A 23,832-nucleotide genomic window follows, 5' to 3' on the forward strand; every position below is an offset into this window, starting at 1 on the left:
CGACATGGCCCTTCTCCCGGAGAAACTCGCGGACCTGGTCCGCCGCGGCGCCCGAGAGCCCTTCGTGGTCCAGACCGTCCGGGCCACCCTCGCGGCCACCATCGCCTACGTGGTGGCGACGCGGCTGAGCAGCGAGCCCGCCCCGCTGACGGCGCCGCTGACCGCGCTGCTGGTCGTCCAGGTCACCGTCTACTCGACCCTCAAGATGAGCATCCGCCGCGTCAACTCGGTGGTGGTCGGGGTGCTGATCGCGATCGGGTTCAGCGCCGTGGTCGGGCTCTCCTGGTGGAGCCTCGGGCTGATCATCCTGGCCTCGCTGGTCGTCGGCCGCTTCGTGCGGGTCGAGGAGTTCGTCCAGGAGGTCGCGATCAGCGCGATGCTGATCCTGGGCGTGACCAAACTGGCCTCGCAGGCCTGGGACCGGGTGCTGGAGACGCTGATCGGCGCCGCCGTCGGCCTGCTGTTCAACCTGCTGTTCGCGCCGCCGGTCTGGCTGGACACCGCCGGGGAGTCGATCGAGGACCTCGCCCGCCGGGCCCGCCAGCTGCTGCTCGACATCTCCGAGGAACTGGGCCGCCCCACCCCGGTGGCCCGGGCCGCCGAGCGGCTGCACGAGGCCCGCAGGCTGGACCAGGCGATCGCCGACGTGGACGCGGCGCTGCGCCAGGCCGAGGACAGCCTGCGGTTCAACCCGCGGATCAGCGAGGGGCTGCTGTCCCGGCTGGTGCTGCGCACCGGGCTGGACACCCTGGAGATCTGCGTCGTCGTGATCCGGGTGCTGGCCCGTTCGCTGACCGACCTGGCCAAGCGGCGCGGGCCCCGGGAGCGGCTCTTCCCGCCGGACGTCGCGGTGGGACTGGAGGAGCTGCTGGCGCACGTGGGCGGCGCGATGGTCAGCTACGCGGTGCTGGTCACCACCCAGGTGAGCCGCAACGCCGAGGAGGCCGAGGAGCGGCTGACCGCCGAGCTCGCGGCGGCCTGGACCTGCCGGGAGAACGTCGCCCAGGCGCTGCTGCGCAAGGTCCAGGAGCACCCGGAGGCCTGGCAGTTGCACGGTTCGATACTGGCCGAGGTGGACCGCATCCTGGACGAGATGGACCTGGAGCACCGCAGCCGGCGGCTGATGGAGGAGCTGGACCGGGCCTCGGTGGCGAACCGGGAGCGGTTCTCCCGCTACGCCGCGCTGCGCCGGCTGCTGCGCGGCGAGCGGGTCCGCGGCGGGCGGGGGCCCGTGGAGACGGAGCGCCCGGCGGCGTAGGCCGGGCGCCGTCCCGCCCCCCGGTCCCCCTGGTGGAGCCCCGGATCGGGCGGGCCGCCGGGTGGGTCAGGGCATCAGCCAGGGCTGCTGCGGCAGCGGGTGGCCGGTCTCCAGGTAGGTCTTGAGGTTGGCGAGCACCGCCGACCAGCCCTGCTCCGCGTCCGCCCGCGCGGTCTCGTCGGCGAGGTTCTCGTGGGTCACGGTCAGCCTGGTGAGGTCCTGCCAGCCCTGGATCTCCATGGTGACCCGGGAGGGCCAGCCGCCGCGCTCCTCCTGCGGCCCGGCCCAGGTGGTGACCAGCAGGTGCGGGCGGTCGACCGCCTCCACGGTGCCGATGACGTCGGCGACGCCGGAGCCGTCGGTCCGCTGGTGCTCCCAGGGCGCGCCGAGCAGCCAGGTGGAGACGTTGCGGTGGCCCCAGTAGAGCCCCGACTCGTCGGCGTTGGTGAGCGCGTGCCAGACCCGCTCCGGCGTGGCCCGCAGGTAGGTGATGCCGCGGTGGCTGAGGGGGGCGGTCACGCGCTCACCCCTCGGCCGCGTCGAGCAGCGGCTGGATCTCGATCTTCTGCATCCGCAGCATGGCCGCGAAGACGCGGTCCGCCCTGGCCCGGTCCTCGCCCGCGACCAGGTCGAGCAGCACCCGGGGGGTGATCTGCCAGGAGAGGCCGTAGCGGTCCTTGAGCCAGCCGCACGGGCCGGGCCGGCCGCCGTCCGCGGTGAGTGCCGTCCAGAGCCGGTCGACCTCCCGCTGGTCTTCGCACTCCACCTGGAGCGAGATCGCCTCGGTGAAGTGGAACTCGGGGCCCCCGTTGAGGGCGACGTACGCCCGGCCGGCGAGCTCGAACTCGACGGTCATCACCGTGCCCGCCGGGCGCGGGCCGGAGTCGCCGTAGTGGGTGGTCCTGGTGACCCGGGAGTCGGGGAGCAGCGAGGTGTAGAAGGCGGCGGCCGCTTCGGCCTGGTCGTCGAACCAGAGGCAGGTGGTGATTTTCTGCATGCGCCCGACGGTAACGGCGCGGTCCGTCGGCGCGGCCGAGCCACGGCCGGGGGTCACCGGATCGGCGCCCCCGGCCGGCGGTCCCCGCGTCAGTGCACCCAGCCCGCGTAGCGCTGGACGAAGCGCCGGCCGGTGTGGGCGGTCACGACGACGTCGTAGCGGCCCTGCTGGTCCAGCGGCCAGGCCAGGTCGGCCTGCTTGCCGGGCTTGACCCAGACGGTCTGCGCGGTGCCCGCGAAGTCGTTGGGCGCGGCGGTGAAGGCCACGTCGGTCATCCCGTCGTTGGCCACCTGCAGGGTGAGCTTGCGGTTGCCCCGCAGGTCGGCGGTGACGATCGGCACGCCGATGTCGTTCTGGCCGTCCTGGCCGTCGCGCACCACGGTGCCGGCGAAGCGCCGGACGAAGCCGTCCGGGCCGTGGACGGTGAAGTCGTAGCGGCCGCCGGTGGCGGCGGCGTCCCAGACGTACCGGGCGGTGGCGCCGGGGGCGACGGTGTACGGGGTGCCCGCGAAGGGCAGCAGGATGTTCGGGTAGACGGTGTACGGGAACGCCACCGAGCCGTCGTTGCTCATCGCGCAGGTGACCTTGCCGGTCTTGCGGTCCACCTCGACGTCGGCCCACGGCTGGTACGGCAGCGGGCGGTGCGGGCGCTCGCCGCGCTCCTGGACCGGCATCGCCTGGGCGCCGACCGCCGGGAGCGCGACGCCGGGCAGCTCGGTGCCCGCGTCGGCCCTGGCCATCAGGGCCTTGGTGTCGGGCAGCGCCGGGATCGAGTGCTCCGGAGCGGCGAAGTCGAAGCAGCTGGTGAGGTCTCCGCAGACGGCCCGGCGCCAGGCCGAGATGTTGGGCTCGGCCACCCCGGTGACCAGCTCCAGGAAGCGCAGCACCGAGGTGTGGTCGAAGACCTGGGAGTTGACCCAGCCGCCGCGCGACCAGGGCGAGAGCACCCAGAGCGGCACCCGGTTGCCCAGGCCGATGGCCCGTCCCTGGGTGAACTCCTCGGGGGTGCCGGGCTCGGGGGTGGGCGGCACCATGTGGTCGAAGTAGCCGTCGTTCTCGTCGTACATCACCAGGAAGACGGTGTGCCGCCAGACCTCCGGGTTGGACATCAGCGACTGCAGGGCCTGGTCGACCCAGTGCGCGCCGTAGGCCGGACCGGCCTCCGGGTGTTCGGAGAACAGGTAGGGCGCGACCAGCCAGGAGACGGTCGGCAGGGTCCCGTCCGTGCAGTGGCGGTCGAAGTCGGCGGGGTCGAACCTGGTCATCGCGTTGACGTACCGCGGGTCGTCGTGCGGGAAGGCGTGGAACTGCTTGAAGTAGGAGAGGGCGTTGTCGTCGTAGTCGCCGGTGCGGTCGTCCTTGCTGGGGTTGTGGTAGACGCGCCAGCTGACTCCGGCCGCCTCCAGGCGCTCGGCGTAGGTGGTCCAGTCGGCGACGGGGTTGTCGGTGACCGGGGTGTTGTCGATCCACGGGCCGGTGGTGCCGTCCCGGCCGGGGCCCGCGGTGCCGGTCCACAGGTAGAGGCGGTTGGGGTCGGTCGGGCCGGCCAGCGAGGTGAAGTAGGCGTCGCAGACGGTGAACGCGTCGGCCAGGGCGTACTGGTAGGGGATGTCGTCCCGGGTGAAGTAGCCCATGGTGCGCTCGCCCTTGGCGGCGATCCACTTGTTCATCGCGCCGTTGTTGATGGCCTGGTGGCCGGTGGCCCAGTCGTGCGGCAGGCCTCCGGCGTTCTGCGCGTTGTACTTCGCGGTGTCCATCCGGTACGGCAGCATCGCGCCGCCGTCGCTGCGCCGGCTGTCGGGCTGGCGGAACACGTCGGTGCCGTCCGGGAACTGGAGCGCCTGCTTGTCGCCGAAGCCGCGGACGCCGGCCAGGGTGCCGAAGTAGTGGTCGAAGGAACGGTTCTCCTGCATCAGGACGACGACGTGCCGGACGTCCTCGATGGTGCCGGTGAGCGGGGCGCCGGGAGCGGCGGCGGGGGCCGGGGCACCGGGGGCCGGGGCGGCTGCGGCCCGGGCGGCCGTCAGGCCGGTCAGTGCGGTGGCGCCGGCGGCCGCGGTGGCGCCGACGAAGGTGCGGCGGGAGAGCTCGGGCATGACGAACTGGCCTCTCGGGGCTGGTGGTTGGGGAGCCGGTGAGCTCAGAGCTGGAAGGTGGCGACCGCGGCGGCGGTGTCGGAGGGCCACTCGTTGGCGGCGGAGCCGGGCTCGGGCTGCGGCCAGTCGGCGACCAGGGTGTGCGCCTCCACCAGCTTCAGCGGGCCCGCGTACTGCACGTAGTCGACGCGGTCCTGAGGCTCGGGGCGGTCACCGCGTCGCTTGCGGGTGGGCGACCAGGTGTGGCCCGGGGCCTTGACCGGGTCGCGGTTCTCCTCGCGGAAGGTGTCGGTGAGTCCGGCGCCCTGCAGGGCCACGGTGACCGGCCAGGCGAGCGCGCCGACCCCCTGGTGGGCGGCGGCGGTGGCGGCCGTCCAGTCCCGGTGCGAGGGCGAGGAGAGCGCGCCGGCCAGCACCACCGGGACGCGCCGGGCGATGTCCGCACGGACCGCGGCGGCCAGCGCCCTGGCCTGCCTCAGCCGCAGCGAGCCGTTCTCCGCGGCTTCCACCTCGGCGGCGGACCGGCCGTCCTGGACGGCGTACGGGCCGTAGCCCGTCTCGTCCAGGTGGGCGGCCCAGAACCGGACGCTGCGGCCGCCGGGCAGTCGCAGGGTGGCCGCGGCAGCGGGCAGTTCGGCGGTCGCCGGGGTGACGTCGGCGAGCGGGTGGCGGCTGAGGATGCCGATGCTGCCCGGGCTCTGGTAGGCGTACCAGCCGAGGGCGTCGGCCAGGGTCTTGGCCCGCTCCCCCGCGGTCTCCTGGAGGGCCAGCACGTCCAACCCCTGGGCGAGGACCACCCGCAGCTGCTTCTCCAACGCGTCGGTGTACGCCGAGCCCGCGTCGTGCAGGTTCCAGCTGGCGGCCTTGAGGCGCGACGGGGCGGCCGGGTCCACCACCGGGACGAGGACGGTGACGGTGTCGGTGGCGCCCGCGCTGTCCTTGACGCCGACGACCACCGGCTCGGGGTTCTTGCCCGGGGCCGCGGGGGCGGTGCCGGTGAGCGTGCCGTCGGCGCTGACGGAGGCCCAGGCCGGGCCGCCGACCTTGCGGTAGCCGGCGGAGCCGGCCGGGTTGCCGGCCGGGCGGGACCAGAGGCCGCCGATCCTGACCGCCACCGCGGCGCCCGGGGCGACGGGCGTGGCGGTGAACGCGTCGACGGCGGCGTGCGGGCGGACGACGGCGGGCTTCGGGCGGAAGGTGAACGGCTCGGTCCTGGCGAGGATGCCGTAGCCGTCCTTGGCCAGCAGGTAGGCGGTGTACGGGCCGCCGGTCAGCGCGGAGGTGTCGAGCTGGACGTCGCCCGAGGCGGCGGCGGTGTACTTCCACAGCAGCGAACCACCGGTGCCGGGCCGGCGGTCGCCGTCGTAGATGCCGACCCAGTTCTTGGCGTCGGGGGCGTCGGTGGTCCAGTGGAAGGTCAGCCGGTCGCCTTCGGTGGGGTTGTTGGAGGAGCTGAGCGTCAGGGCGCTGCCTGCGGCCACGGTTGTCCTGTCCGCCGCCCGGCGCCGGATCCGCCGGGGGACGGTTCGCCGGGGCCGGGTACGGCTGGTCACGGAGGCTGGGAGAAAGGGAGCGCGCCACAGTTGGCTGTACAACTGCGGGCGGCGCCCTCATTCACCCGAAGACCGGCGACCGGGGCGTGAACGACGCGTGACGGAGTGTCGGGCGGCGCGGGAACTTCGGTGGGCGGCGGTGGTTCGGGGGCGACACGGACGCGCGGGCGGAGCCGCCCCGGCGGAGGTGCGGGCAGTGGTGCCGGCGGACGCGCGGGCGACGGTGTCGGCGAAGGTACCGGCGGACGCGCCTGACAAGGGCCTTTCGCCGCCCTGTCGCGAGCACGCGACGGGGGCCGCGGCGGAGCGATCCACCGCGGCCCCCGTCGGGCCGTACTCCCGAACCCCGTGCCGCCGGTCAGGCCAGGGCGAGGAAGAGCTTCTCCAGCTCGGCCTCGCTCATCGGCGGGGCACCCTCGTCGGCGGCGGCCATGCACTGGCGCATGCCACTCGCGACGATCTTGAACCCGGCCCGGTCGAGCGCGCGCGAGACGGCGGCGAGCTGGGTGACCACGTCCTTGCAGTCCCGGCCCGCCTCGATCATCGCGATCACTCCGGCCAACTGGCCCTGCGCGCGGCGCAGCCGGTTCAGGACCGCGCCGACCGCCTCCTCGTCCACCTGCATGTCGGGGCCGCCTTTCACATCGACTGTCGATGGACAAGTGTACCCGGCGGGGTATTCATTCCCGGGTGGCGAACGACATGCCCGCCCGGTGACTCCCGGGCAGGACACACCCCGGGAAGGGGCGGGTGCGACGCGACACCGGGTACGACGCGGCAACGTGTGAAGCCTCACCCATGGGTACGGCTCGGCGGGCGGGCGCGGTTCAGCGACGGGCCAGGCGGCGTTCCCCGCCGGCGCCGGTCGCGTAGGGGAGCTCGTAGTGGGCGAACACGGCGGGCTCGTCCTCGGCGGGCAGCACGTCGTCGGTGCCGATCGACGGGGCCTGCTTGACGTGGTTGCGCGGGTACGCCACCCGGAGGTAGTCCGGCCCGGCCACCGCCCCGTCCAGCGGGACGAACACCAGTCGGCGCCGGCCCGCGAAGCCGACCGTGACAGTGGCGAAGAACGGCTCGTCGCTGGCCGTCTCCACGTAGACCGACTCCAGTGAACCGATGCGGTGGCCCTTCTCGTCGACCACGGCGTGGCTCCGCCACTCACGGATGTCCGCCATCGCGATGCTCACGGCCCGACCTCCCGTCCCGGCTGTTCCGCCACTGTTCCACTGCTCCGGCTTCCCATCCTGCGCCGGGAGCGGCGGGCGCGCGCGGCGGGGCGGGGCGCACCGGCCCGCCGCCCCGGGTGGAGGGGAGCCGACGAAAGGGACATACGGGGGTGACCCGACCAACCCGGCGCCAGGGTCATGACCTGGGCTTTAGGCTGTCCGCCAGCAGGGCCGGAGTTGATCGTCAGTGGTGTCTGGTCGGAAGGAACCGCAGCCGTGGGATACGAGAACATGTGGGAGTCCGGCGAGGCCGGGATGCCGGCCGACCTGCGGCCCGACGTGCCGCACCCGGCCCGGATGTACGACTACTACCTCGGCGGGAAGGACAACTTCCCCGCCGACCGCGCCGCCGCCGAGAAGGCGCTCACCGCCAACCCGGAGTTCCGCTCCACGGCCCGCGCCAACCGCGGCTTCCTCACCCGGGCGGTACGGTGCGTCGCCGACCTCGGCATCGACCAGTTCCTCGACGTCGGCACCGGCATCCCCACGGTCGGCAACACCCACGAGATCGCCCAGGCGGCCCGGCCGGGCGCACGGGTCGCCTACGTGGACAACGACCCGATCGTGCTCAGCCACGCCCGTGCCCTGATGGCGGGCTCGGGCCCCGGCCGCACCACCGTCATCCGGGCCGACCTGCGTGAACCCGCCGCCCTGCTGGACGCCGTCCGGGCGGAGCGACTGCTGGACTTCTCCCGCCCGGTCGGACTCGTCCTCGCCGCCGTCCTCCACTTCCTGCGCGACGAGGACGAGCCCCACCAGGCCCTCGCCACGCTGCTGGACGCCCTGCCCTCCGGCAGCCACCTCGTCCTCTCGCACGGCACCGCCGACTTCATCCCGGCCGAGATCCGCGACCGGGTCACCGGCGTCTACGACAAGGCCACCGCACCCCTCGTGGGCCGCTCCCGCGCGGAGGTCGAGGCGTTCTTCGACGGCCTCGACCTCCTCGACCCCGGTGTCACCACCGTCGCCCTCTGGCGTCCCGACACCGTCCCCGCCCGGGGCGCCGACCGCGTCAGCATGTACGGCGCGGTGGCCCGCAAGCCCTGAGACGCGAGCCGGACGGCCCCCCGTCCCGACAAGGTCCATCGGGCGTCACGGGGCCCGCCTGGCGTCACGGACCCGGCCCGTCGGCGCCGCCACGGCCGGGCCCGCCGGGTGCGGGCCCGCGCCCGGACCGCTCAGACGGGACGGCCGGGCGGGACCAGGCCGGTCTGGTAGGCGATCGCGACGAGCTGGGCGCGGTCGCGGGCGTCGAGCTTGGACATCGCCCGGTGGACGTGGGTGCGGACGGTGAAGGGGCTGACGAACATCCGCTCCGCTATCTCCTCGTTGGTGAGGCCGGTGGCGGCCATCGACATCACCTCGCGCTCACGGGCGGTGAGGACCGACAGCCGCTCGCTCGTGGAGGTGCCGGACGCCGGCTCCGGCTGGGCCAGGAACTTGTCGATCACGGCCCGGGTGGCGGCGGGTGAGAGCAGCGCCTCGCCCGCCGCGACGGTGCGGACGGCGGCGAGCAGTTCCTTCGGGTCGGCGCCCTTGCCGAGGAAGCCGCCGGCGCCGGCCCGCAGCGCCTGGGCCACGTACTCGTCGATCTCGAAGGTGGTGAGGATGAGCACGCGGGTGCCGGACAGCTCCTCGTCACCGCAGATCTCGGCGGTCGCGCCGAGGCCGTCGGTGCCGGGCATCCGGATGTCCATGAGGACGAGGTCGGGCTTGGTGGCCCGGGCGAGTTCGACGGCCTCCCGGCCGTCGGCCGCCTCGCCGACCACCTCCATGTCCTCCTCCGCCTCGATCAGCAGGCGGAAGGCACCGCGCAGCAGGGCCTGGTCGTCGGCGAGCAGTACCCGGATGGTCATGCGTGGTCCCTGTCCTCTCGGACCGCGCCGCCCGCTCGGGCGGCGCGGTCCTGTCCTTCGGCTGGTGTCGCTTCGGCTGGTGTCGCTTCGGCCGGTGCCGGGCGATCGGTGCGGGCAGTGCGGGCGGCCTGGGCGGCGCGGGCGACGTCGGCGGCGGTGAGGCCGCGCGTGGCCTCGGGGCCGTCGTCGCGGGCTCCGGTGCGCAGCGGCAGTTCGGCCGTGACCAGGAATCCGCCGTCGGGCCGCCGGTCGGCGCTGAGCCAGCCGCCGACCGCGCCGGCCCGCTCGCGCATGCCGATCAGCCCGAAGCCGTTCTCGCCCGGCGGGTGCTGGGCCCGGGGGACGGCGCGGGGGCGGCCGGGGGTGGTCGGGCGGCGGTTGGCGACGCTGACCGCGACCCGGCTGCCGGTGTAGGCGAGGGTGATCTCGGCGTCGGCGCCGTGGGCGTGCTTGGCCACGTTGGTGAGCGCCTCCTGGACGATCCGGAAGGCGGTGAGGTCCACGCCGGGCGACAGCGGGCGGGCCTCGCCCTCGACGGTGAGCCGGACCGGCAGCCCGGCCCGCTCGAAGGTGTTGATCAGCTCGGGCAGCCGGTCGAGGCCGGGGGTGGGTTCCAGCGGGGCGGGCTCCTCGGCGCGGCGCAGCAGGCCGACGGTGGCGCGCAGTTCCTGGAGGGCCGAGCCGGTGGCGTCGGTGATGTGGCTGAGCACCTCGCGGGCCTGGACGGGGTGGCTGTCCATGAGGTGGACGGCGATGCCGGCCTGGGCGTTGGCGAGGGCTATGTGGTGGGCCACGACGTCGTGCAGGTCGCGGGCGATCCTGATGCGCTCGTCGGCGACCCGCCGGAGGGCCTCCTCCTCGCGGGTGCGTTCGGCGCGTTCGGCGCGTTCCTCGATGGCCGCGAGGTGCGCGCGGCGGTTGCGGATGGAGTCGCCGAGGGCACCGGGCAGCAGGGCCCAGGCCAGGACGCTGATCCGTTCGCCGACCGGGCCGCTGGGGCCGAACAGCAGGGAGATCCCGGTGAGCAGGACGGCGGTGAGGACCGAGGCGCGGAACGCGGTGGCGCGGTCGGTGCGGACGGCGAGGAAGTAGAGCGCGAGCAGCAGCGGGGCGGCCAGCATCGGGGTGAGCCGGGGGCTGCTCCAGGCGAGCAGCATGGTGCAGAAGAGCGTGACGGCGAGCACGGCGCGCGGGCAGCGGCGGTGGAAGAAGACGGCGACGGCGGCGATGAGCGCGAGGGCGCAGGTCGTCGGGTCGGCCTTGATGAACCGCCCGGCGGTCTGGTCGGTGGTGGCGCCGAGGGCGGTGATCGTGAGCAGGGCCACGCCGCCGGCGGCGTCGAGCAGCCGGGGGTGGTCGCGGCGCAGGCGCTGCCAGGTGTCGCTCATGGTCGTGCTCTCCGGGTCGGGGTGCCCTGGCCGCACCCTCGCCGGGCCACGCCAGTTCGTGCCGCGCCGGCCCCGGTGGGGGGGCGGCGGGCCGGGTCGGGGGCCTCCGCACGGGCGGTGGCCCCCGACAGCAACGGTAACGGTTGGGCTCGAACCGGTGTCCGGGCCGATTCGAGCCGGGCCAGGCCCGGGCAGTACCCGGACCTGGCCGCGGTGGTGCCGGGCCGGGCCCGGACGGGTGCCGTCCTAGACGGTGACGGACTCGCGGGCCGGGGTCGGCTCGGGGGCGGTGGTCGCCAGCTTGCTGCCCTCGACGTCCACGTCCGGTATCAGCCGGTCGAGCCAGCGCGGCAGCCACCAGGCGCGGCGGCCGAGCAGTGCGAGGACGGCCGGGACGACCGTCATCCGGACGATGAAGGCGTCGAAGGCGACGGCCGCGGCGAGACCCAGGCCCATCATCTTGATCATGGGCTCGCTCATCCCGATGAAGCCGGCGAAGACGGCGATCATGATGAACGCGGCGGCGGTGACCACCCGGGCGTTGTGGCGGAAGCCGGTGACGATCGCCTCGCCGGGCTCCTCGCCGTGGACGAAGCCCTCACGGATCCGGGTGACCAGGAACACCTCGTAGTCCATGGCGAGGCCGAAGACCACACCGATCATGAAGATCGGCATCATGCTCATCACCGGGCCGGTCTGCTCCACGCCGATCAGATCGGCCAGCCAGCCCCACTGGAAGACCGCGACCACCGCGCCGAGCGCGGCGACCACCGAGAGCAGGAAGCCGAGGGCCGCCTTCAGCGGGACGAGGACGGAGCGGAAGACGACCATCAGCAGCAGGACGGCGAGGCCGACGACCACGGCGAGGTAGGGCACCAGCGCGTCGGACATCTTCTGCGAGACGTCGATGTTCATCGCCGTGGTGCCGCTGACCAGGACCGTCGCCCCGGTGGCCGACTTCAGGCCGGCCGCGTCGTCACGGATGGCGTGCACGATGTCCTTGGTCTCGGCCTCGCTCGGGCCCGTCGCCGGGACGGCGTTGAGCAGGGCCGTGTCGCCCGCCGGGTTGAACATCGGCGGCGTCACCGCGACGACCCCGGGCAGGGCGGAGACCTTCTTGGCGACCTCGCCCGCGGCGGCCTTCGGGTCGGCGACGCCCTTGGCGTCCACCATGACCGTCAGCGGGCCGTTGAAGCCGGGACCGAAGCCCTCGGAGAGCAGGTCGTAGGCGCGGCGCTGGGTGGTGGAGGTGGGCTTGGACTCGTCGCCCGGCAGGCCGAGGCGCAGGTCGAGCGCGGGGGCGGCGAGCACGCCGAGGCCGATCACACCGCCGAGCAGTACCGCGAGCGGGCGGCGCAGGATGAAGCGGGCCCAGCGGGCGCCGCCGTTCTCCTTCGCGACCGGGGCGGCGGCCGCCGCGCCACGGGCCTTTCGGGCCTTGCGGGGCAGCACCTTGCGGCCGAGGAAGCCGAGCAGCGCGGGGACCAGGGTGAGGGCGACCAGCACCGCGATCACGACCGTGCCGGCGGCGGCCATGCCCATCTTGGCGAGGATCGGGATGCCGACCACGGAGAGGCCGGCGAGCGCGATCACCACGGTGAGGCCGGCGAAGACCACCGCGGACCCCGCGGTGCCGACGGCCCGGCCCGCCGCCTCCTGCGGCGTGCGGCCCTCGGCGAGCTCGGCGCGGTAGCGGGAGACGATGAACACCGCGTAGTCGATGCCGACCGCGAGGCCGAGCATCATCGCGAGCGTGCCGGTGGTGGTGGAGAGTCCGAGGGTGCTGCCGAGCGCGGTGATCAGCGCCATGCCGAGGCCGACGCCGACGACCGCGGTGAGCAGCGGCAGGCCGGCCGCGACCAGCGAGCCGAAGGTGATCACCAGGACGACGGCGGACAGCGCCATGCCGATCGCCTCGCTGCTGCCGCCCGCCTCGGGCTTGGCCATCAGCGCGGTGCCGCCGATCTCGACCTTGAGACCGGCGTCCCGGCCGTGCTGGGCCGCCTGCTCCAGGGTGTCGGTGGCGGCCTTGGACACCTCGCCGGCCTTGGCGGAGTAGTTGACCGTCGCGTAGGCGGTGGTGCCGTCCTGGGAGACGGCGCCCTGCATCTTGAACGGGTCCACCGCGGCGGTGACCTGCTCGGAGTGGGCGAGCTCGTCGACCGTCCGCTCGACCACCTGCTGGTTGGGGCCGGCAGTGATCTTCTGGCCGGAGGGGGCGACGAACACCAGGCGCGCCGAGGCCCCGTCGGCGTGGCCGCCGGGGAAGCGCTCGTTCATCAGGTCGAAGGCCTTCTGCGCTTCCGTGCCGGGCATCGCGAAGCCGTCGTCGGGTGCGGCGGGCGCCTTGGCCGCCAGGACTCCGACGGCTGCCAGCACGGCGACCCAGAGGAAGGTCACCAGCCGGCGCCGGACGAAGGCCCATCGGCCCAGGCGGTAGAGGAACGTGGCCACGGGAGAGCGGACTCCTTCGGATGCGGTTCTCGGAAACGGGTGGTGCCACGGCCGGCCGGACGCCCTGGTGGACGCGGTCCGCCGCAGCATGACCAATCCTTGATCGCCGACCCCTGCTCCGTCGTCGTCCCTGCGCAGGCCGTTTGCGTACTGCGGACGCAGTAGGGCCCTCCCCCGCACGGAGGAGGGCACGCCCTACCCCGGAAGGAGTGCCCGGACCTGCGACGGAAGCAGATCCGGTCACCCGTGCGGGCGGCGACGGCGGGCCGCGGACCGGTGGGCGAAGTAGCGTGATGTGCCTGACCCGTCCGCTGACGTGCGGTTCGGGATGATCCGACCCGATCGGTGCTGCTTTCGCAGCCCGCCGCCGGAGGTGCCCATGGGCGTTCCAGCCGCCCGCATCGTGTTCGACGAGAGCGACCGCGCGGCCGTCGCCGAAGCGGTGACGGAGATGCTCACCACCGGCGCGCTGACCCTCGGTCCGTGGACCGAGCGCTTCGAGCAGGCCTTCGCCACCGAGCACGGCGCCTCGCACGCCGTCGCGGTGAGCAGCGGCACGGCGGCGCTGGAGGTGATCCTGCGCAGCATCGACGTCCGGGGCCGCGACGTGGTCGTCCCCGCCGTCACCTTCTACGCGACCGCGGGGGCGGTGGTGCACGCGGGCGGGCGTCCGGTCTTCGCCGACGTCGACCCGGCCACCCTCGCGCTCTCCCCCGAGACCCTGGCGGCGGCGCTCACCCCGGACACCGCCGCCGTCGTCCTGGTGCACATCGGCGGGCTGGTCGGCCCGCAGGTCGACGCGGTGCGGGCGCTGTGCGACCGGCACGGCGTCCCGCTGGTCGAGGACGCCGCGCACGCCCACGGCAGCAGCTTCGACGGGCGCGCCGCCGGGACCTTCGGCCTGGCCGGGGCCTTCTCCTTCTACCCGACCAAGGTCACCACCAGCGGCGAGGGCGGCATGATCCTCACCGAGTCGCCGGAGCTGCGCGACGAGGCCCGGGTCTACCGCGACCAGGGCAAGGGCTCCTTCACCACCAACCACCACGTGAAGCTCGGCTACTCCTGGCGGATGAGCGAGCCGCACGCCGCGATCGGCGCGGTGCACCTGCGCCGGCTGAAGGAGTTCATCGAGACCCGCCGGGCCGTCGCCCGCCGCTACGACGCGGCGCTGGCCGGGCTGGACGGCCTCGACCCGGTGCTCGAACCGCCCGGCTGCCGCGGCAACTACTACAAGTACGTGGCGCTGCTGCCCTCCGGCGTGGACCGCGCGGCGTTCAAGCGGGCGGTGGCCGAGGAGTACGGGGTCCGGCTGTCCGGCGAGGTCTACGACCTGCCGCTGCACCTCCAGCCGGTGCTCGCCCCGTACCGGCGCGAGGCGCTGCCGGTGGCCGAGGACGTCTGTGCCCGGCAGGTCTGCCTCCCGGTGCACTCCGACATGACCGAGGACGAGACGGAGCAGGTGGTCGACGCCGTCTGCGCGGTGTACCGGCGAGTGACCGGGTAGCCGGAGCGAAGGGAGCAGGATCGTGCGGATAGCCGTCACCGGGGGGTGCGGGTTCATCGGCTCACACGTCGTGGACCACCTGATCGCGGCCGGCCACGAGGTCCTCGCGGTGGACACCACCGACAAGTACCTCAACCCGGACGCCGAGCACGCCCGGCTCGACGTCCTCGACCTCAAGGCCCTCACCGCGGCGCTGGCCGGCAGCGAGGTGGTCTACCACCTGGCCGCGATGGCCGATGTCGAGCAGGTGTCCGCCGACCCGGTCCGCGCGGTGCGGACCAACATCGACGGCACCGAGGCCGTGCTGGAGGCCGCCCGGCGCAGCGGCCTGAGCCGGACCGTGCTGGCGAGCACCGTCTGGGTCTACGGCGCCGCCCTCGCCGACGGGCAACTCGACAGCGGCGAGCAGGAGTTGGATGAGCACGTGCCGATCGAGCTGGAGCACAGCGGCCACCTGTACGTGGCCACCAAGCTCGCCGCGGAGATGCTGGTGCACAGCTACCGCGAGCTCTACGGGCAGCACTTCACCATCCTGCGCTACGGCATCCCGTACGGCCCCCGGATGCGGGACGAGCTGGTCGTCGCCCGGTTCGTCCAGGCCGCACTGGCCGGCCGGCCGATCACCATCGCCGGGGACGGCCGGCAGAGCCGCAACTTCGTCTACGTCGAGGACCTCGCGGACGCCCACGTCCGGGCCCTGTCCCCCGCCGCCGAGGACCAGACCTTCGCGCTGGAGGGTTCGACGGCCGTCTCGGTGCGGGACATCGCCGACACCGTGGACGGGCTGCTGGGGCCCGTCACCATCGAGCACATCGACGGGCGCAAGGCCGACTACACGGGGCGGCGGATCTCCTCGGCACAGGCCAAGCGGCTGCTGGGCTGGTCGCCGAACACCAACTTCACCGACGGCGTGCGGCGGTACGCGGACTGGTACCGGGCCGCCGTCGGCTCGGCCGCCGGCGGCTGACGGGGCCGCCCGATGCCGCACGCCCTGCTGGTCTCCGGCTCACTCGGGCAGGGGCACGACGTGATGGCGCAGGCCTGCGCGGACTCCCTGCGGGAACGCGGCTGGACCACCCGCACCGTCGACGCCATGGCCCTGCTCGGACCGCGCTCGGGCGCCGCCGGGGAGGCCGTGTTCCGCCGGCTGCTCGACCTGCCCGGGGTGTACGACGCCTTCCACTTCTCGGCGCTGCGGCCCGGTGCCCGGCTCGCCCTGCTCGCCGACGCGGCGGCCCGCGGCCGGCTGCTCCCGGCGCTGCGGGAGCTGATCGAGGCGCAGCGGCCGCAGCTGGTGGTCTCCGTGTTCGCCACCGCGACCTCGGCGGTCAACCGGCTGCTGCGGCAGGCGCCGGAGCGGGGGTTCCGGCACTTCGTGTTCTGCACCGACGTGACGCCGCACCGGCTCTGGGTGCAGGAGGGGACGGACCTGTTCCTGGTCACCTCGGAGGTCGCCGCGTGCGCGGTGCGCCGCTACCGGCCGGACGCCGACATCGCCGTCCTGCCGGCGCCGCTGCGGCAGCCCTTCTACCGGCCGCCGGAACGCGCCGCCGCCCGGGCCGAGCTGGGCGTGCCGGCGGGCGCCGGGTGCGTGCTGCTGATGTCGGGCTCCTGGGGGCTGGGCCCGATCGCCCGCACCGCCGCCTCGCTGGCCGCCGCCGGGCCGCACGTGCTCGCGGTCGCCGGGCGCAACCGGGAACTGGAGCGCCGGTTGCGCGCCGCCGCGCGCCGGGAGAGCCGGCTGCACCCCTTCGGCTACACCGACCGCGTCCCCGAACTGATGGCCGCCGCCGACCTGGTGGTCACCAGCTCGGGCGACACCTGCAGCGAGGCCCGGGCGCTGGGCCGGCGGCTGCTGCTCCTCGACGTCGTGCAGGGGCACGGCCGCGACAACCTCCAGCACGAACTGGAGCTCGGCCACGCCGACGTCGCCACCGCCCGGCCGGCCGAGGTCGTCCGCAACGCCCTGGCCGCGCTCGGCCGCCCCGAGCCCGCGCCGGGCCCCGGCGCCACGCCGGAAGCGTGGCAGGCGGGGTTCGGGGCGGCGCTGCGGCGGGTGGGGCTCGGGTAGCGGCGGAACCGGGGCGGCCGGACGGAGGCGGCGGCCGTCACGGCCGGCGGTTCCCACCGGGGGGCGGGGGGACCCGGTGGTCGCGGAGGGGGCCGAGGGTGAGGCGGTGGGTGCGGCAGTGGGCGGCGATCAGCGGGAGGGCGGCGAGGGTGGCGCGCCAGGAGCCGGGGGCGGAGGTGCAGTCCGAGTCGTGCAGCAGGAGGGTGGCGCCGCCGGTGAGGCCCGGGCGGGCGGTCGCGTAGACGGACTCGCCGGTGGCCTCCGCCGTCCAGTCGCGGCCCCAGGCGGTCCACAGCACGCTGCGCAGGCCGAGCCGGCGGGCGGCCAGGGCCGGTCCGGCGGTCAGCACGCCGTACGGCGGGCGGTACCAGAGCGGACGGGCCCCGCAGAGTCCGGTCACGGCCTCGGCGGCGCGGCGAAGTTCGCGCAGGTCGCGGGCGGGGGCCGGGTACCACTGCGGCCGGTGGTGCCACCCGTGGACGGCCACCTCGTGGCCGCGCAGCACCAGTTCGCGGCCGAGCCCGGGGGCGCGCTCCAGCATCGCGCCGAGCAGGAAGAAGGTGGCGCGGACGCCGAGCCCGTCCAGCGCGTCGAGGACGTACGGGGTGCTGCCCGGGTCCGGTCCGTCGTCGAAGGTCAGGGCGATGTGGCCGGGGGCGGTGCCGTGGCCGGCGGTGCGGCGGGCCAGGGTGCGGCGCAGCGGCGGCAGCCGGACGGCGGCCGGGGCGAGGTGCAGGAACTCGGCGCCGGCGGCGAGGGCGAGGGCCGCACCGGCCGCGGCGCCCGCGGCGGCCGGACGGTGGGCGGTGGCGGCGCTCACCCGAAGCGGGAGGCCATCCGGCGGAACACGCCCGGGGCGACGCCGTGGATGCGGGCCGGGAAGCCGAGCCAGTGCGGGACGTAGAGCCGGTCGCGCTCGGTGGTGATGGTGGCGACCACCACGTCCGCGACCCGCTCCGCCGTGACCGGGCGCGGCCGGTCGCGCTGGTACGGGGTGCCGCGCCGGTCGAAGAACGGGGTGTCGACCGCTCCCGGGAGCACCAGGCGCACCCCCACCCCGGTGCCGCGCAGCTCGTACCAGAGGCTCTCCGCGAACATCGTCAGTCCGCCCTTGGTGGCGGCGTACCCCGACTCCTCGCGCACGCCGACCTGGCCCGCCATCGAGCCGAGCAGCACGATCCGGCCGCGGCGGCGCTCCAGCATGCCGGGCAGCAGCAGCCGGACCAGGCGCAGCGGGGCCGCGAGGTTGACCTCGATCATCCGGTCCAGGGTGTCGGACGGCGTCCGCTCGTACGGGCCGCGCCAGCCCAGGCCGGCGCTCGCGATCAGGGCGTCCACCCGGCCCGTCGCGGCCAGGGCGGCCTCGGCGAGGCGGGCCGGGCCGTCCGGCTTGCTCAGGTCCTCGGGCAGGGCGCGACCGCCGGTGCGATCGGCGAGTTCGTCGAGGCGGGCGCGGTCGGTGCCGGAGAGCAGCGTGTGCCAGCCGGCGGCGGCCAGGCGGGTGGCGGTGGCGTGGCCGATCCCGGAGGAGGCGCCCGTGATCAGTGCGACGGGGCGGTCGGCCGGGGCCGTCCTGCCCTCCGGGCCGGGGCGGCCCGGGGCGTCCGTCCGGTCCGACCGCCGGGGTCGGGGGTGGGGCTCCTCCGCCATCGGGCACCTGCCGCTCTGTGACCGGGTCGCCGTCCGTTTTGTCCGGCAAGTCACCTTCGCACGGCGGAGCCGTCCGGGCTACCGGGGCGGGGCGGCGGGCTCCGCCTCGGCGTCCCGGCGCGGGGCGGCGAGCTCGGCGGACTCGCCCTCCAATTCGCCGAAGCGGGAGAGCACGAAGGTGCCGCCGACCGCCACCGCGAAGCCCGTCAGCGCGCACCACTCGAAACCGGGGCGCGCCGCGTCCCCGAGCGCCGCCACGCCGACCAGGGCCGGGCCGAAGGTCTCGGTCACCGTCCCGGCGGCGGTCGCGGCCGTCACCGTGCCGCGCTGCAGGGCCAGGGCGTAGGCCAGGTAGCCGCCGAGGCCGCCGACGGCGAGGGCGTAGGCGGCCGGGTCGGTGAGGACGGAGAGCGGGCCGGAGGCGTCCAGGACCCGCACGGCCAGGCTGGTCACCCCGAAGCCCGCCCCGGCCAGCAGCCCCAGGCCGGCCGCGGCCGCGTTGCCCTCGCGGCGCACCAGGAGCAGGGTGGCCAGCAGCATGACGGCGGTGGTGGCGAGCAGCGCCCAGTGGAACGCGGGCGGGGCGTGGTCACGGCCCTCCCGTCCGGAGCCGAGCGCCAGCAGGGTCAGGCCGACGACCACGGCGAACAGGCCCGCGAGGTCTCCCCGGCGCAGCCGCGCGCCCAGCAACCGGACGGCGGCCACGGCGGTGACGGCCAGGCTCGCGTTGGTGACGGCCTGGACGAGGAAGAGCGGGAGGGTGCGCAGGGCGACGATGCTCAGCACGAACCCGACGATGTCCAGCAGTGTGCCGAGGAGGAACTGCCAGGACCGCGCCAGCGCGGCCAGCAGGCCCGCCCGCACCCGGTCGGCCCGGGGCGCCGACCGTGCCCCGCGCGCCTGGAAGACCGCCCCGAACCCGAAGCAGACGGTCGCGACCAGTGCGGTGGTCAGTCCCAGCAGCATGCCTCTCCCAGCCTCGCGGGGCAGCATCGGTCCACCCCTCAGTCTGGGCCCGCGGGGGCGGGGGCGCACGGGTGGGGCACCCCGAGCGGCACAGGAGCCGACCGCCCGCGGCGGCTCTGCCCATCGGGTGGACCCGGTCGGCGCGCGGTTTGCCGACGAACCTGTTGCGCCACGTCTGACCCATGCATCAGCACATCATCCCGATCGCCGCATCCGGTCTGAAGATCGACTGGGCCAGGATGCCGACCTACAACACGATCATGTCCGTGGCCGCCGGCGCCGGTCTGCTCCTCGTGGTCGCCCTGGGCCGCCGGCTCCTCGTCCAGGGGCACAGCGGCACGCTGGAGGGCTGGGCGCTGGCATTCGCCGCCCTCGGGTTCACGCTCGTCACCACCGGCCTGCACATGACCCTGACCTGGCCGCTGGCGGGGCAGGGGTTCCCGTTCGACAACGTCATCTTCGGCGAACCCGCCCTGGCGTTCGGGGTCTTCCTGCTCACCGCCGCCTTCTACCTCTGGAAGCGCGGCAGCGACCTCCTCGCCGTGGACGGCGTCGACCGGACGGTCCGGGTGGCCGCACCGATCTCGGTGTTCGTCTTCGGCATGGGGCTCGCCTGTTTCGGCATCGCCGCCGCGGGCTGGAAGTACACCCTCTTCGCCGCCCCGCCCGAGGAGCCCATCTCCGGGGAGTTCGCGGACTGGCCGTGGCTGGAGGCCAGCTTCATGTCCGGGCTGTACGTCCTGGTCGGCATCGGGGCCCTGCTCTTCCCGTTCGCGCTGCGGGCCCCCCGGCGGTGGATGAGCCCGGTCATCGGCGTCGTGTGGGGGCTGGCCGGCCTCGCGTTCCTGGCGTTCGGCGGGCTGAACTACTTCACCCACATCGGGCTCATCGTCAACACCATGTGACCGACGGCGGGTGCGGTGGCCCCGGCGGCCCCGGCGGACCGGGATCCGCCGGGGCCACCGCGCGCGGTGCCGCGTCAGCCGAGCGCGCCGGCCAGCAGCGCGGCCGCCCCGGCGACCAGCGGCTCGTCCATCGGGGCCGCCTGGTCCGCGGGCTTGGTGGTGAGCACCGCGAGGAGGACGGGGGCGCCGGCCGGGGTCCAGGCGATGCCGACGTCGTTGGTGGTGCCGTGGCTGCCGGTGCCGGTCTTGTCGCCGAGGGCCCAGTCCGCCGGCAGGCCCGCGCGGAAGCGGTGCTCGCCGGTGGTGTTCCCCCGCAGCCAGGAGGTGATCTGCTCCCGCTTGGCCGGCGGCAGGGCGCTGCCGAGCGCGAGCCGGCCGTAGGTGCGGGCGATGGCCTGCGGGGTGGTGATGTCGGTGCGGCGGTCGGGCTCGGCGCTGTTGAGCTCGGGCTCCCAGCGGTCCAGGCGGGTGACCGGGTCGCCGATCGAGCGGGCGAAGCGGGTGACGGCGGGCGGTCCGCCGAGTTCGCGCAGCAGCAGGTTGGCCGCGGTGTTGTCGCTGTACTCGATGGCGGCGGCGCAGAGCTCGGCGACGGTCAGGCCGTCCGCCAGGTTCTCCGGCTCGCTGGTGATCGTGCCGCCGCCGGCCCGCTCGACGTCGGCGGCGGTGTACCGGATCCGCCGGGCGAGGAACTCGCCGTCGCGGTCGAGGTCCCGCAGGACGGCGGCGACGGCGACCGTCTTGAAGACCGAGCACATCGGGAACAGCTCGTCGGCGCGGTACCGGACGGTCCGGCCGGTGGCCAGGTTGTGGCCGTAGACGCCGAGGCGGCCGGAGTGTTCCTTCTCCAGAGCGGCGAGGGCCGGGCGCAGACCCGGATCGTCGACCGTCGCGGCGCGGGCCGGTCCGCCGGTCGCCGCGCGGGCCGCTCCGCCGGTCGCGGCGGTGAGGGCCACCGCCGCTCCCAGGCCGAGGACGGTCCGGCGGGTGTGGCGGGCCCCCGTAGGCTGCGGGTGCATGCTCCTCCTCCGATCGGATGTGGCGGCGCGAGCCGCCTTCTCGACCGGAGGGACGCGATCGTCGCGCCGATGGTTCGTCAGCAGTGTTCATCCGTCCGGGTGTTCACGGACGGATGGCCACCCCGGCGTACAGCGAGACCTCCGACGGAGGACCGGGGACCTCGCCGGGCGCCGGCCGCCACTGCGCGATCGGGACGAGCCCCGGGTCGAGGAGGTTCCAGCCGTCGAAGAAGCGGGCCGTCTCCAGCAGCCTCCGGGCCTGGGCCGCGGTGCCGGCGGCCTCGTAGATCCGGGTCAGCCGGGCGATGTCCTCCGGCGCGAACTCGGGGCTGACGTGGCTCAGCACCAGGGCGCTGCCGGGGACGAGCGCCGACTTGAGGTGCTCGACCAGCTCGTAGGCGCCGTGGGAGTCGGGGACGAAGTGGAGCAGGGCGTTGAGCGAGAGCACGACGGGGCGGGACAGGTCGAGGGTCTCCCGCAGGCCGGGGGCGGCGAGCAGTCCGGCCGGGTCGGTGGCGTCGGCCTCGACGTAGGCGGTGCGGCCCTCGGGAGTGCCGGTGAGCAGCGCCTGGGCGTGCGAGAGCACGATCGGGTCGTTGTCGGCGTAGACGACCCTGGCGTCCGGCCGGACGCCCTGGGCGACCTCGTGCAGGTTGGGCGAGGTGGGGATGCCGGTGCCGATGTCGAGGAACTGGTCGAAGCCGGCCTCGGCGAGGGCGCGGGTCGAACGCTGCATGAAGGCCCGGTTGACGCGGGCGGCGGCACGCAGCCAGGGCGCGGCGGCGAGGGCGCGTCCGGCGGCCTCGCGGTCGGCGGCGAAGTTGGTGAAGCCGCCGAGGAAGTAGTCGTACATCCGCGCCGAGTGGGGGACGTTGAGCCGCAGGTCCACCCCGTCGTAGAGGCCCATCACACGCTCCCCCGGTTGCGCTGCCGATCGGTCCTTCCCGCTCACGATAGGCGCGTCCCGTCCCGTTCCGAACGGCTTTGAGCATTCCGACCAACCACCGACTCCCATGAGATGACAATCTGTATTCGCTTTGCAGCCTGGAGTGACAGGGCTGATGGAATGAGGATGGGCGCAGACAGCCCGACCCTCGGGTGGCCCGGTGAGCAGCCGACGGCCACGGAAAGCAGGCTCGATGACGATCGACAGGGGCGCTCCGGCACACCGGCACCGGGGCGGAACGGCCTTGGCGCACCTTCGCGGAGCGGAGGCGGAGCCGACGACCGGTGCCGATCCCGGGCTCCGAACCGACCCCGAACTCCGCCTGGGCCTCCCCTACGCGGCCTTCTGCGAGACCCACGAGCCCGCCTGGCGGGCCCTCGCCCTGACCCGGATAGGCAACCAGTCCGATGCCGCGCTGGTGGTCTCGGCGGTGAAGGCCGACCTGGCCCGCTGCTGGCCGCAGGTGCTGCGGTTCGAGGAACCGGCCGCCTACGCCTGGCGGTTGGCCAACCGGCACGTCTCGGACTGGGTGGCCGCCGAGGAGCCGGTCGAGGTGGAGGCGGTCACCTTCGCGGCGGTGATCGGCGCCTTCAAGCAGGTGGCGAAGGGGCTGCTGCACAGCGAGGCGGACGAGGTGCGACTGTACGCGGCGATCCTCGAACTGCCGGACCGGCAGCGGGACGTGGTGATCCTGCGCTACCTGCTCGGCCTGCACGTCAAGGTGATCGCGGCCTACCTGGGGCGCCCGGTGGCGACGGTCCACTCCAACCTCCGGCACGCCCGGGAGCGGCTGGCCCGCCGCCTCGGGGTGGGCGAACTCCCGGACGGCGGAGCCGAACTGTGACCACCGGGCCGGGGGGCCGGGCTCCGGACGGATCGGGCCCGGCCGACAGGGGGCGCACCGTGTTCCACGTCCCGCGCCCCGAACGCGCCCACGCGGAGCGGATCGCCGCCGTGCGCCAGGCGAGACTCACGGCCGCCCCCGCCCACCTGCCCTCGGAGCACGAGCAGGCCGCCTTCGAACTCGGCCTGGTGGTGGCCCTGGTGCTGGGGGCGCCGAACGCCTCGCACGGGCTCGACCTGCTGGTGAACGCGCGCCGGATCGAGCCCGAGGGGGCCGAGGTGTTCGGCGCGCTGCTGTACGCCACCGGCAAGGAGGAGGGAGCCGAGTTCTGGTGGCACTTCGCGGCCGGCTCCGGCAGCGGGACGGCCGCGTACTGCCTGCACCTGCACCACCTGATGCTCGGCGAGACCGACGACGCCGACTACTGGCGGGCCTGGTCGGACCAACTCGCCACGGCCGAACGGCCGCCCGGTCCGCGGGCGCTGCGGACGGACCGGCCGCTCCTCCCGGACGACGTGCGGCGCGACATCCTCTCCCGGGTGCACCGGGGGCTGGCCCCGCAGCTGCCGCCCGCCCTGGTCGCGGTGATCGACCGCCTGCCGGTGCAGGACGACGGCGCGGAGGAGGTGCCGAGCCCCTGGGACCTCACCTCGGGCACGACGTCCGCCTGCTCCTGGGAGGACCTCTCGTGGGAACCGGCGGACGACCACGGCGCCCCGTGGCGGTGAGCGGCGCCCCCTGGGGGTGAGCGCCGCGCGGGCGGTCGTGATCACCTCTTCAGGTGAGCGCGGACAGCCGGGCGACGACCGCCGGGTCGCGCCCGCTTCCGGCCTCGACCACGGAGACGGCGAACCGATCGCCCCAGTGCACCACCTGACGGTCCGGGAAGCCGTCCGAGCCGGATCCGCTGCTCTCGGCGGCGAACCGGACGGTGACCCGCCTGGCCACTGGCAGCACGGCGGCGGTCGGTTCGGCGACAGGGGCCGGCGGCGCGGCGGCGGTCGGAGTCGCGCCGGACGGGATCGCGCCGAGTGACGCCGGATCGCGCGGCGGGGCGTCGTGCGGTGTCACGTCGCAGGTGCCTTTCGACGCGCCGGGG

At 74.7% G+C, this 23,832-nt stretch carries 23 protein-coding genes; 8 read left to right on the top strand and 15 right to left on the bottom strand.

Features of this window, described 5'->3' with window-relative positions:
* Positions 1-4 precede the first annotated feature (4 nt).
* The gene (locus tag ACWD4P_RS11720; protein ID WP_449779453.1) at positions 5-1,258 is read left to right on the top strand and encodes an FUSC family protein; all 1,254 of its coding nucleotides are present in this window, start codon (positions 5-7) and stop codon (positions 1,256-1,258) included.
* Between the two features lie 66 nt (positions 1,259-1,324).
* Here ACWD4P_RS11720 and ACWD4P_RS11725 read toward each other — a convergent pair whose 3' ends face one another.
* The 6 genes from ACWD4P_RS11725 to ACWD4P_RS11750 all read right to left on the bottom strand — a co-directional run bounded on the left by ACWD4P_RS11725 (position 1,325) and on the right by ACWD4P_RS11750 (position 7,079).
* A complete protein-coding gene (locus ACWD4P_RS11725) occupies positions 1,325-1,777 on the bottom strand; it encodes an SRPBCC domain-containing protein (RefSeq protein ID WP_449779454.1) in 453 nt (150 codons plus the stop codon).
* Positions 1,778-1,781: 4 nt separating this feature from the next.
* Complete coding sequence (locus tag ACWD4P_RS11730) at positions 1,782-2,255, bottom strand: VOC family protein (protein ID WP_359827568.1); 474 nt, start codon at positions 2,253-2,255, stop codon at positions 1,782-1,784.
* Positions 2,256-2,344: 89 nt separating this feature from the next.
* On the bottom strand, positions 2,345-4,351 hold the full coding sequence (locus ACWD4P_RS11735) for a phosphocholine-specific phospholipase C (protein ID WP_449779455.1): 2,007 nt from the start codon (positions 4,349-4,351) through the stop codon (positions 2,345-2,347).
* Positions 4,352-4,395: 44 nt separating this feature from the next.
* Complete coding sequence (locus ACWD4P_RS11740) at positions 4,396-5,832, bottom strand: endonuclease/exonuclease/phosphatase family protein (RefSeq protein WP_449779456.1); 1,437 nt, start codon at positions 5,830-5,832, stop codon at positions 4,396-4,398.
* Positions 5,833-6,262: 430 nt separating this feature from the next.
* Positions 6,263-6,529 carry a metal-sensitive transcriptional regulator gene (locus ACWD4P_RS11745; protein ID WP_359827563.1) on the bottom strand — a complete coding sequence of 89 codons (267 nt, stop codon included), beginning with the start codon at positions 6,527-6,529 and terminating at the stop codon, positions 6,263-6,265.
* A 202-nt stretch (positions 6,530-6,731) separates the two neighbouring features.
* Positions 6,732-7,079, bottom strand: a complete 348-nt coding sequence (locus ACWD4P_RS11750; protein ID WP_359827573.1) for a PRC-barrel domain-containing protein — start codon at positions 7,077-7,079, stop codon at positions 6,732-6,734.
* Between the two features lie 306 nt (positions 7,080-7,385).
* On the opposite strand from ACWD4P_RS11750, the gene ACWD4P_RS11755 reads away from it, so the two are divergent.
* On the top strand, positions 7,386-8,177 hold the full coding sequence (locus tag ACWD4P_RS11755) for an SAM-dependent methyltransferase (RefSeq protein WP_449779511.1): 792 nt from the start codon (positions 7,386-7,388) through the stop codon (positions 8,175-8,177).
* Positions 8,178-8,308: 131 nt separating this feature from the next.
* Here ACWD4P_RS11755 and ACWD4P_RS11760 read toward each other — a convergent pair whose 3' ends face one another.
* From ACWD4P_RS11760 to ACWD4P_RS11770, 3 genes are all read right to left on the bottom strand, one after another.
* Positions 8,309-8,986, bottom strand: a complete 678-nt coding sequence (locus ACWD4P_RS11760; RefSeq protein ID WP_449779457.1) for a response regulator transcription factor — start codon at positions 8,984-8,986, stop codon at positions 8,309-8,311.
* A complete protein-coding gene (locus ACWD4P_RS11765) occupies positions 8,983-10,374 on the bottom strand; it encodes a sensor histidine kinase (protein ID WP_449779458.1) in 1,392 nt (463 codons plus the stop codon). Before ACWD4P_RS11765 ends, ACWD4P_RS11760 begins: the two co-directional genes overlap by 4 nt.
* A 246-nt stretch (positions 10,375-10,620) precedes the next feature.
* Entirely contained in the window at positions 10,621-12,828 is a 2,208-nt protein-coding gene (locus tag ACWD4P_RS11770; RefSeq protein ID WP_359827559.1) for an MMPL family transporter, read from the bottom strand.
* Between the two features lie 379 nt (positions 12,829-13,207).
* Here ACWD4P_RS11770 and ACWD4P_RS11775 point away from each other — a divergent pair, with 379 nt between their 5' ends.
* From ACWD4P_RS11775 to ACWD4P_RS11785, 3 genes are read left to right on the top strand one after another with little or no spacing between them, the layout of a single operon-like run.
* Positions 13,208-14,332, top strand: a complete 1,125-nt coding sequence (locus ACWD4P_RS11775) for a DegT/DnrJ/EryC1/StrS family aminotransferase (protein ID WP_449779459.1) — start codon at positions 13,208-13,210, stop codon at positions 14,330-14,332.
* Between the two features lie 22 nt (positions 14,333-14,354).
* On the top strand, positions 14,355-15,299 hold the full coding sequence (locus tag ACWD4P_RS11780; protein WP_449779460.1) for an NAD-dependent epimerase/dehydratase family protein: 945 nt from the start codon (positions 14,355-14,357) through the stop codon (positions 15,297-15,299).
* Between the two features lie 12 nt (positions 15,300-15,311).
* Positions 15,312-16,403 carry an MGDG synthase family glycosyltransferase gene (locus ACWD4P_RS11785; RefSeq protein ID WP_449779461.1) on the top strand — a complete coding sequence of 364 codons (1,092 nt, stop codon included), beginning with the start codon at positions 15,312-15,314 and terminating at the stop codon, positions 16,401-16,403.
* Positions 16,404-16,440: 37 nt separating this feature from the next.
* On the opposite strand, the gene ACWD4P_RS11790 is transcribed toward ACWD4P_RS11785, so the two are convergent.
* The 3 genes from ACWD4P_RS11790 to ACWD4P_RS11800 all read right to left on the bottom strand — a co-directional run bounded on the left by ACWD4P_RS11790 (position 16,441) and on the right by ACWD4P_RS11800 (position 19,019).
* Complete coding sequence (locus ACWD4P_RS11790) at positions 16,441-17,223, bottom strand: polysaccharide deacetylase family protein (RefSeq protein WP_449779462.1); 783 nt, start codon at positions 17,221-17,223, stop codon at positions 16,441-16,443.
* Positions 17,220-18,053 carry an SDR family NAD(P)-dependent oxidoreductase gene (locus ACWD4P_RS11795; RefSeq protein WP_359820285.1) on the bottom strand — a complete coding sequence of 278 codons (834 nt, stop codon included), beginning with the start codon at positions 18,051-18,053 and terminating at the stop codon, positions 17,220-17,222. The genes ACWD4P_RS11790 and ACWD4P_RS11795 overlap by 4 nt, the downstream gene beginning before the upstream one ends.
* 78 nt (positions 18,054-18,131) lie before the next feature.
* Positions 18,132-19,019, bottom strand: a complete 888-nt coding sequence (locus tag ACWD4P_RS11800) for a DMT family transporter (protein ID WP_359820282.1) — start codon at positions 19,017-19,019, stop codon at positions 18,132-18,134.
* Between the two features lie 182 nt (positions 19,020-19,201).
* Between ACWD4P_RS11800 and ACWD4P_RS11805 the strand changes: the two genes are divergently transcribed.
* Positions 19,202-19,924: a DUF981 domain-containing protein gene (locus ACWD4P_RS11805; RefSeq protein ID WP_449779463.1), complete on the top strand. Its 723-nt coding sequence runs from the start codon at positions 19,202-19,204 to the stop codon at positions 19,922-19,924.
* 74 nt (positions 19,925-19,998) lie between these two features.
* Here ACWD4P_RS11805 and bla read toward each other — a convergent pair whose 3' ends face one another.
* Both bla and ACWD4P_RS11815 read right to left on the bottom strand, forming a co-directional pair.
* The gene (gene bla, locus ACWD4P_RS11810) at positions 19,999-20,943 is read right to left on the bottom strand and encodes a class A beta-lactamase (RefSeq protein WP_449779464.1); all 945 of its coding nucleotides are present in this window, start codon (positions 20,941-20,943) and stop codon (positions 19,999-20,001) included.
* 103 nt (positions 20,944-21,046) lie between these two features.
* The gene (locus tag ACWD4P_RS11815; protein ID WP_449779465.1) at positions 21,047-21,850 is read right to left on the bottom strand and encodes an SAM-dependent methyltransferase; all 804 of its coding nucleotides are present in this window, start codon (positions 21,848-21,850) and stop codon (positions 21,047-21,049) included.
* Positions 21,851-22,133: 283 nt separating this feature from the next.
* Here ACWD4P_RS11815 and ACWD4P_RS11820 point away from each other — a divergent pair, with 283 nt between their 5' ends.
* Together ACWD4P_RS11820 and ACWD4P_RS11825 are read left to right on the top strand one after the other, a co-directional pair.
* The gene (locus ACWD4P_RS11820) at positions 22,134-22,733 is read left to right on the top strand and encodes an RNA polymerase sigma factor (RefSeq protein WP_359820273.1); all 600 of its coding nucleotides are present in this window, start codon (positions 22,134-22,136) and stop codon (positions 22,731-22,733) included.
* Positions 22,734-22,792: 59 nt separating this feature from the next.
* The gene (locus tag ACWD4P_RS11825; protein WP_449779466.1) at positions 22,793-23,461 is read left to right on the top strand and encodes a hypothetical protein; all 669 of its coding nucleotides are present in this window, start codon (positions 22,793-22,795) and stop codon (positions 23,459-23,461) included.
* A 49-nt stretch (positions 23,462-23,510) separates the two neighbouring features.
* Here the strand turns inward: ACWD4P_RS11825 and ACWD4P_RS11830 are convergent, their stop codons facing one another.
* Positions 23,511-23,804: a hypothetical protein gene (locus ACWD4P_RS11830; protein WP_449779467.1), complete on the bottom strand. Its 294-nt coding sequence runs from the start codon at positions 23,802-23,804 to the stop codon at positions 23,511-23,513.
* Positions 23,805-23,832 lie beyond the last annotated feature (28 nt).

The organism is Kitasatospora sp. NPDC002543, assembly GCF_053594915.1.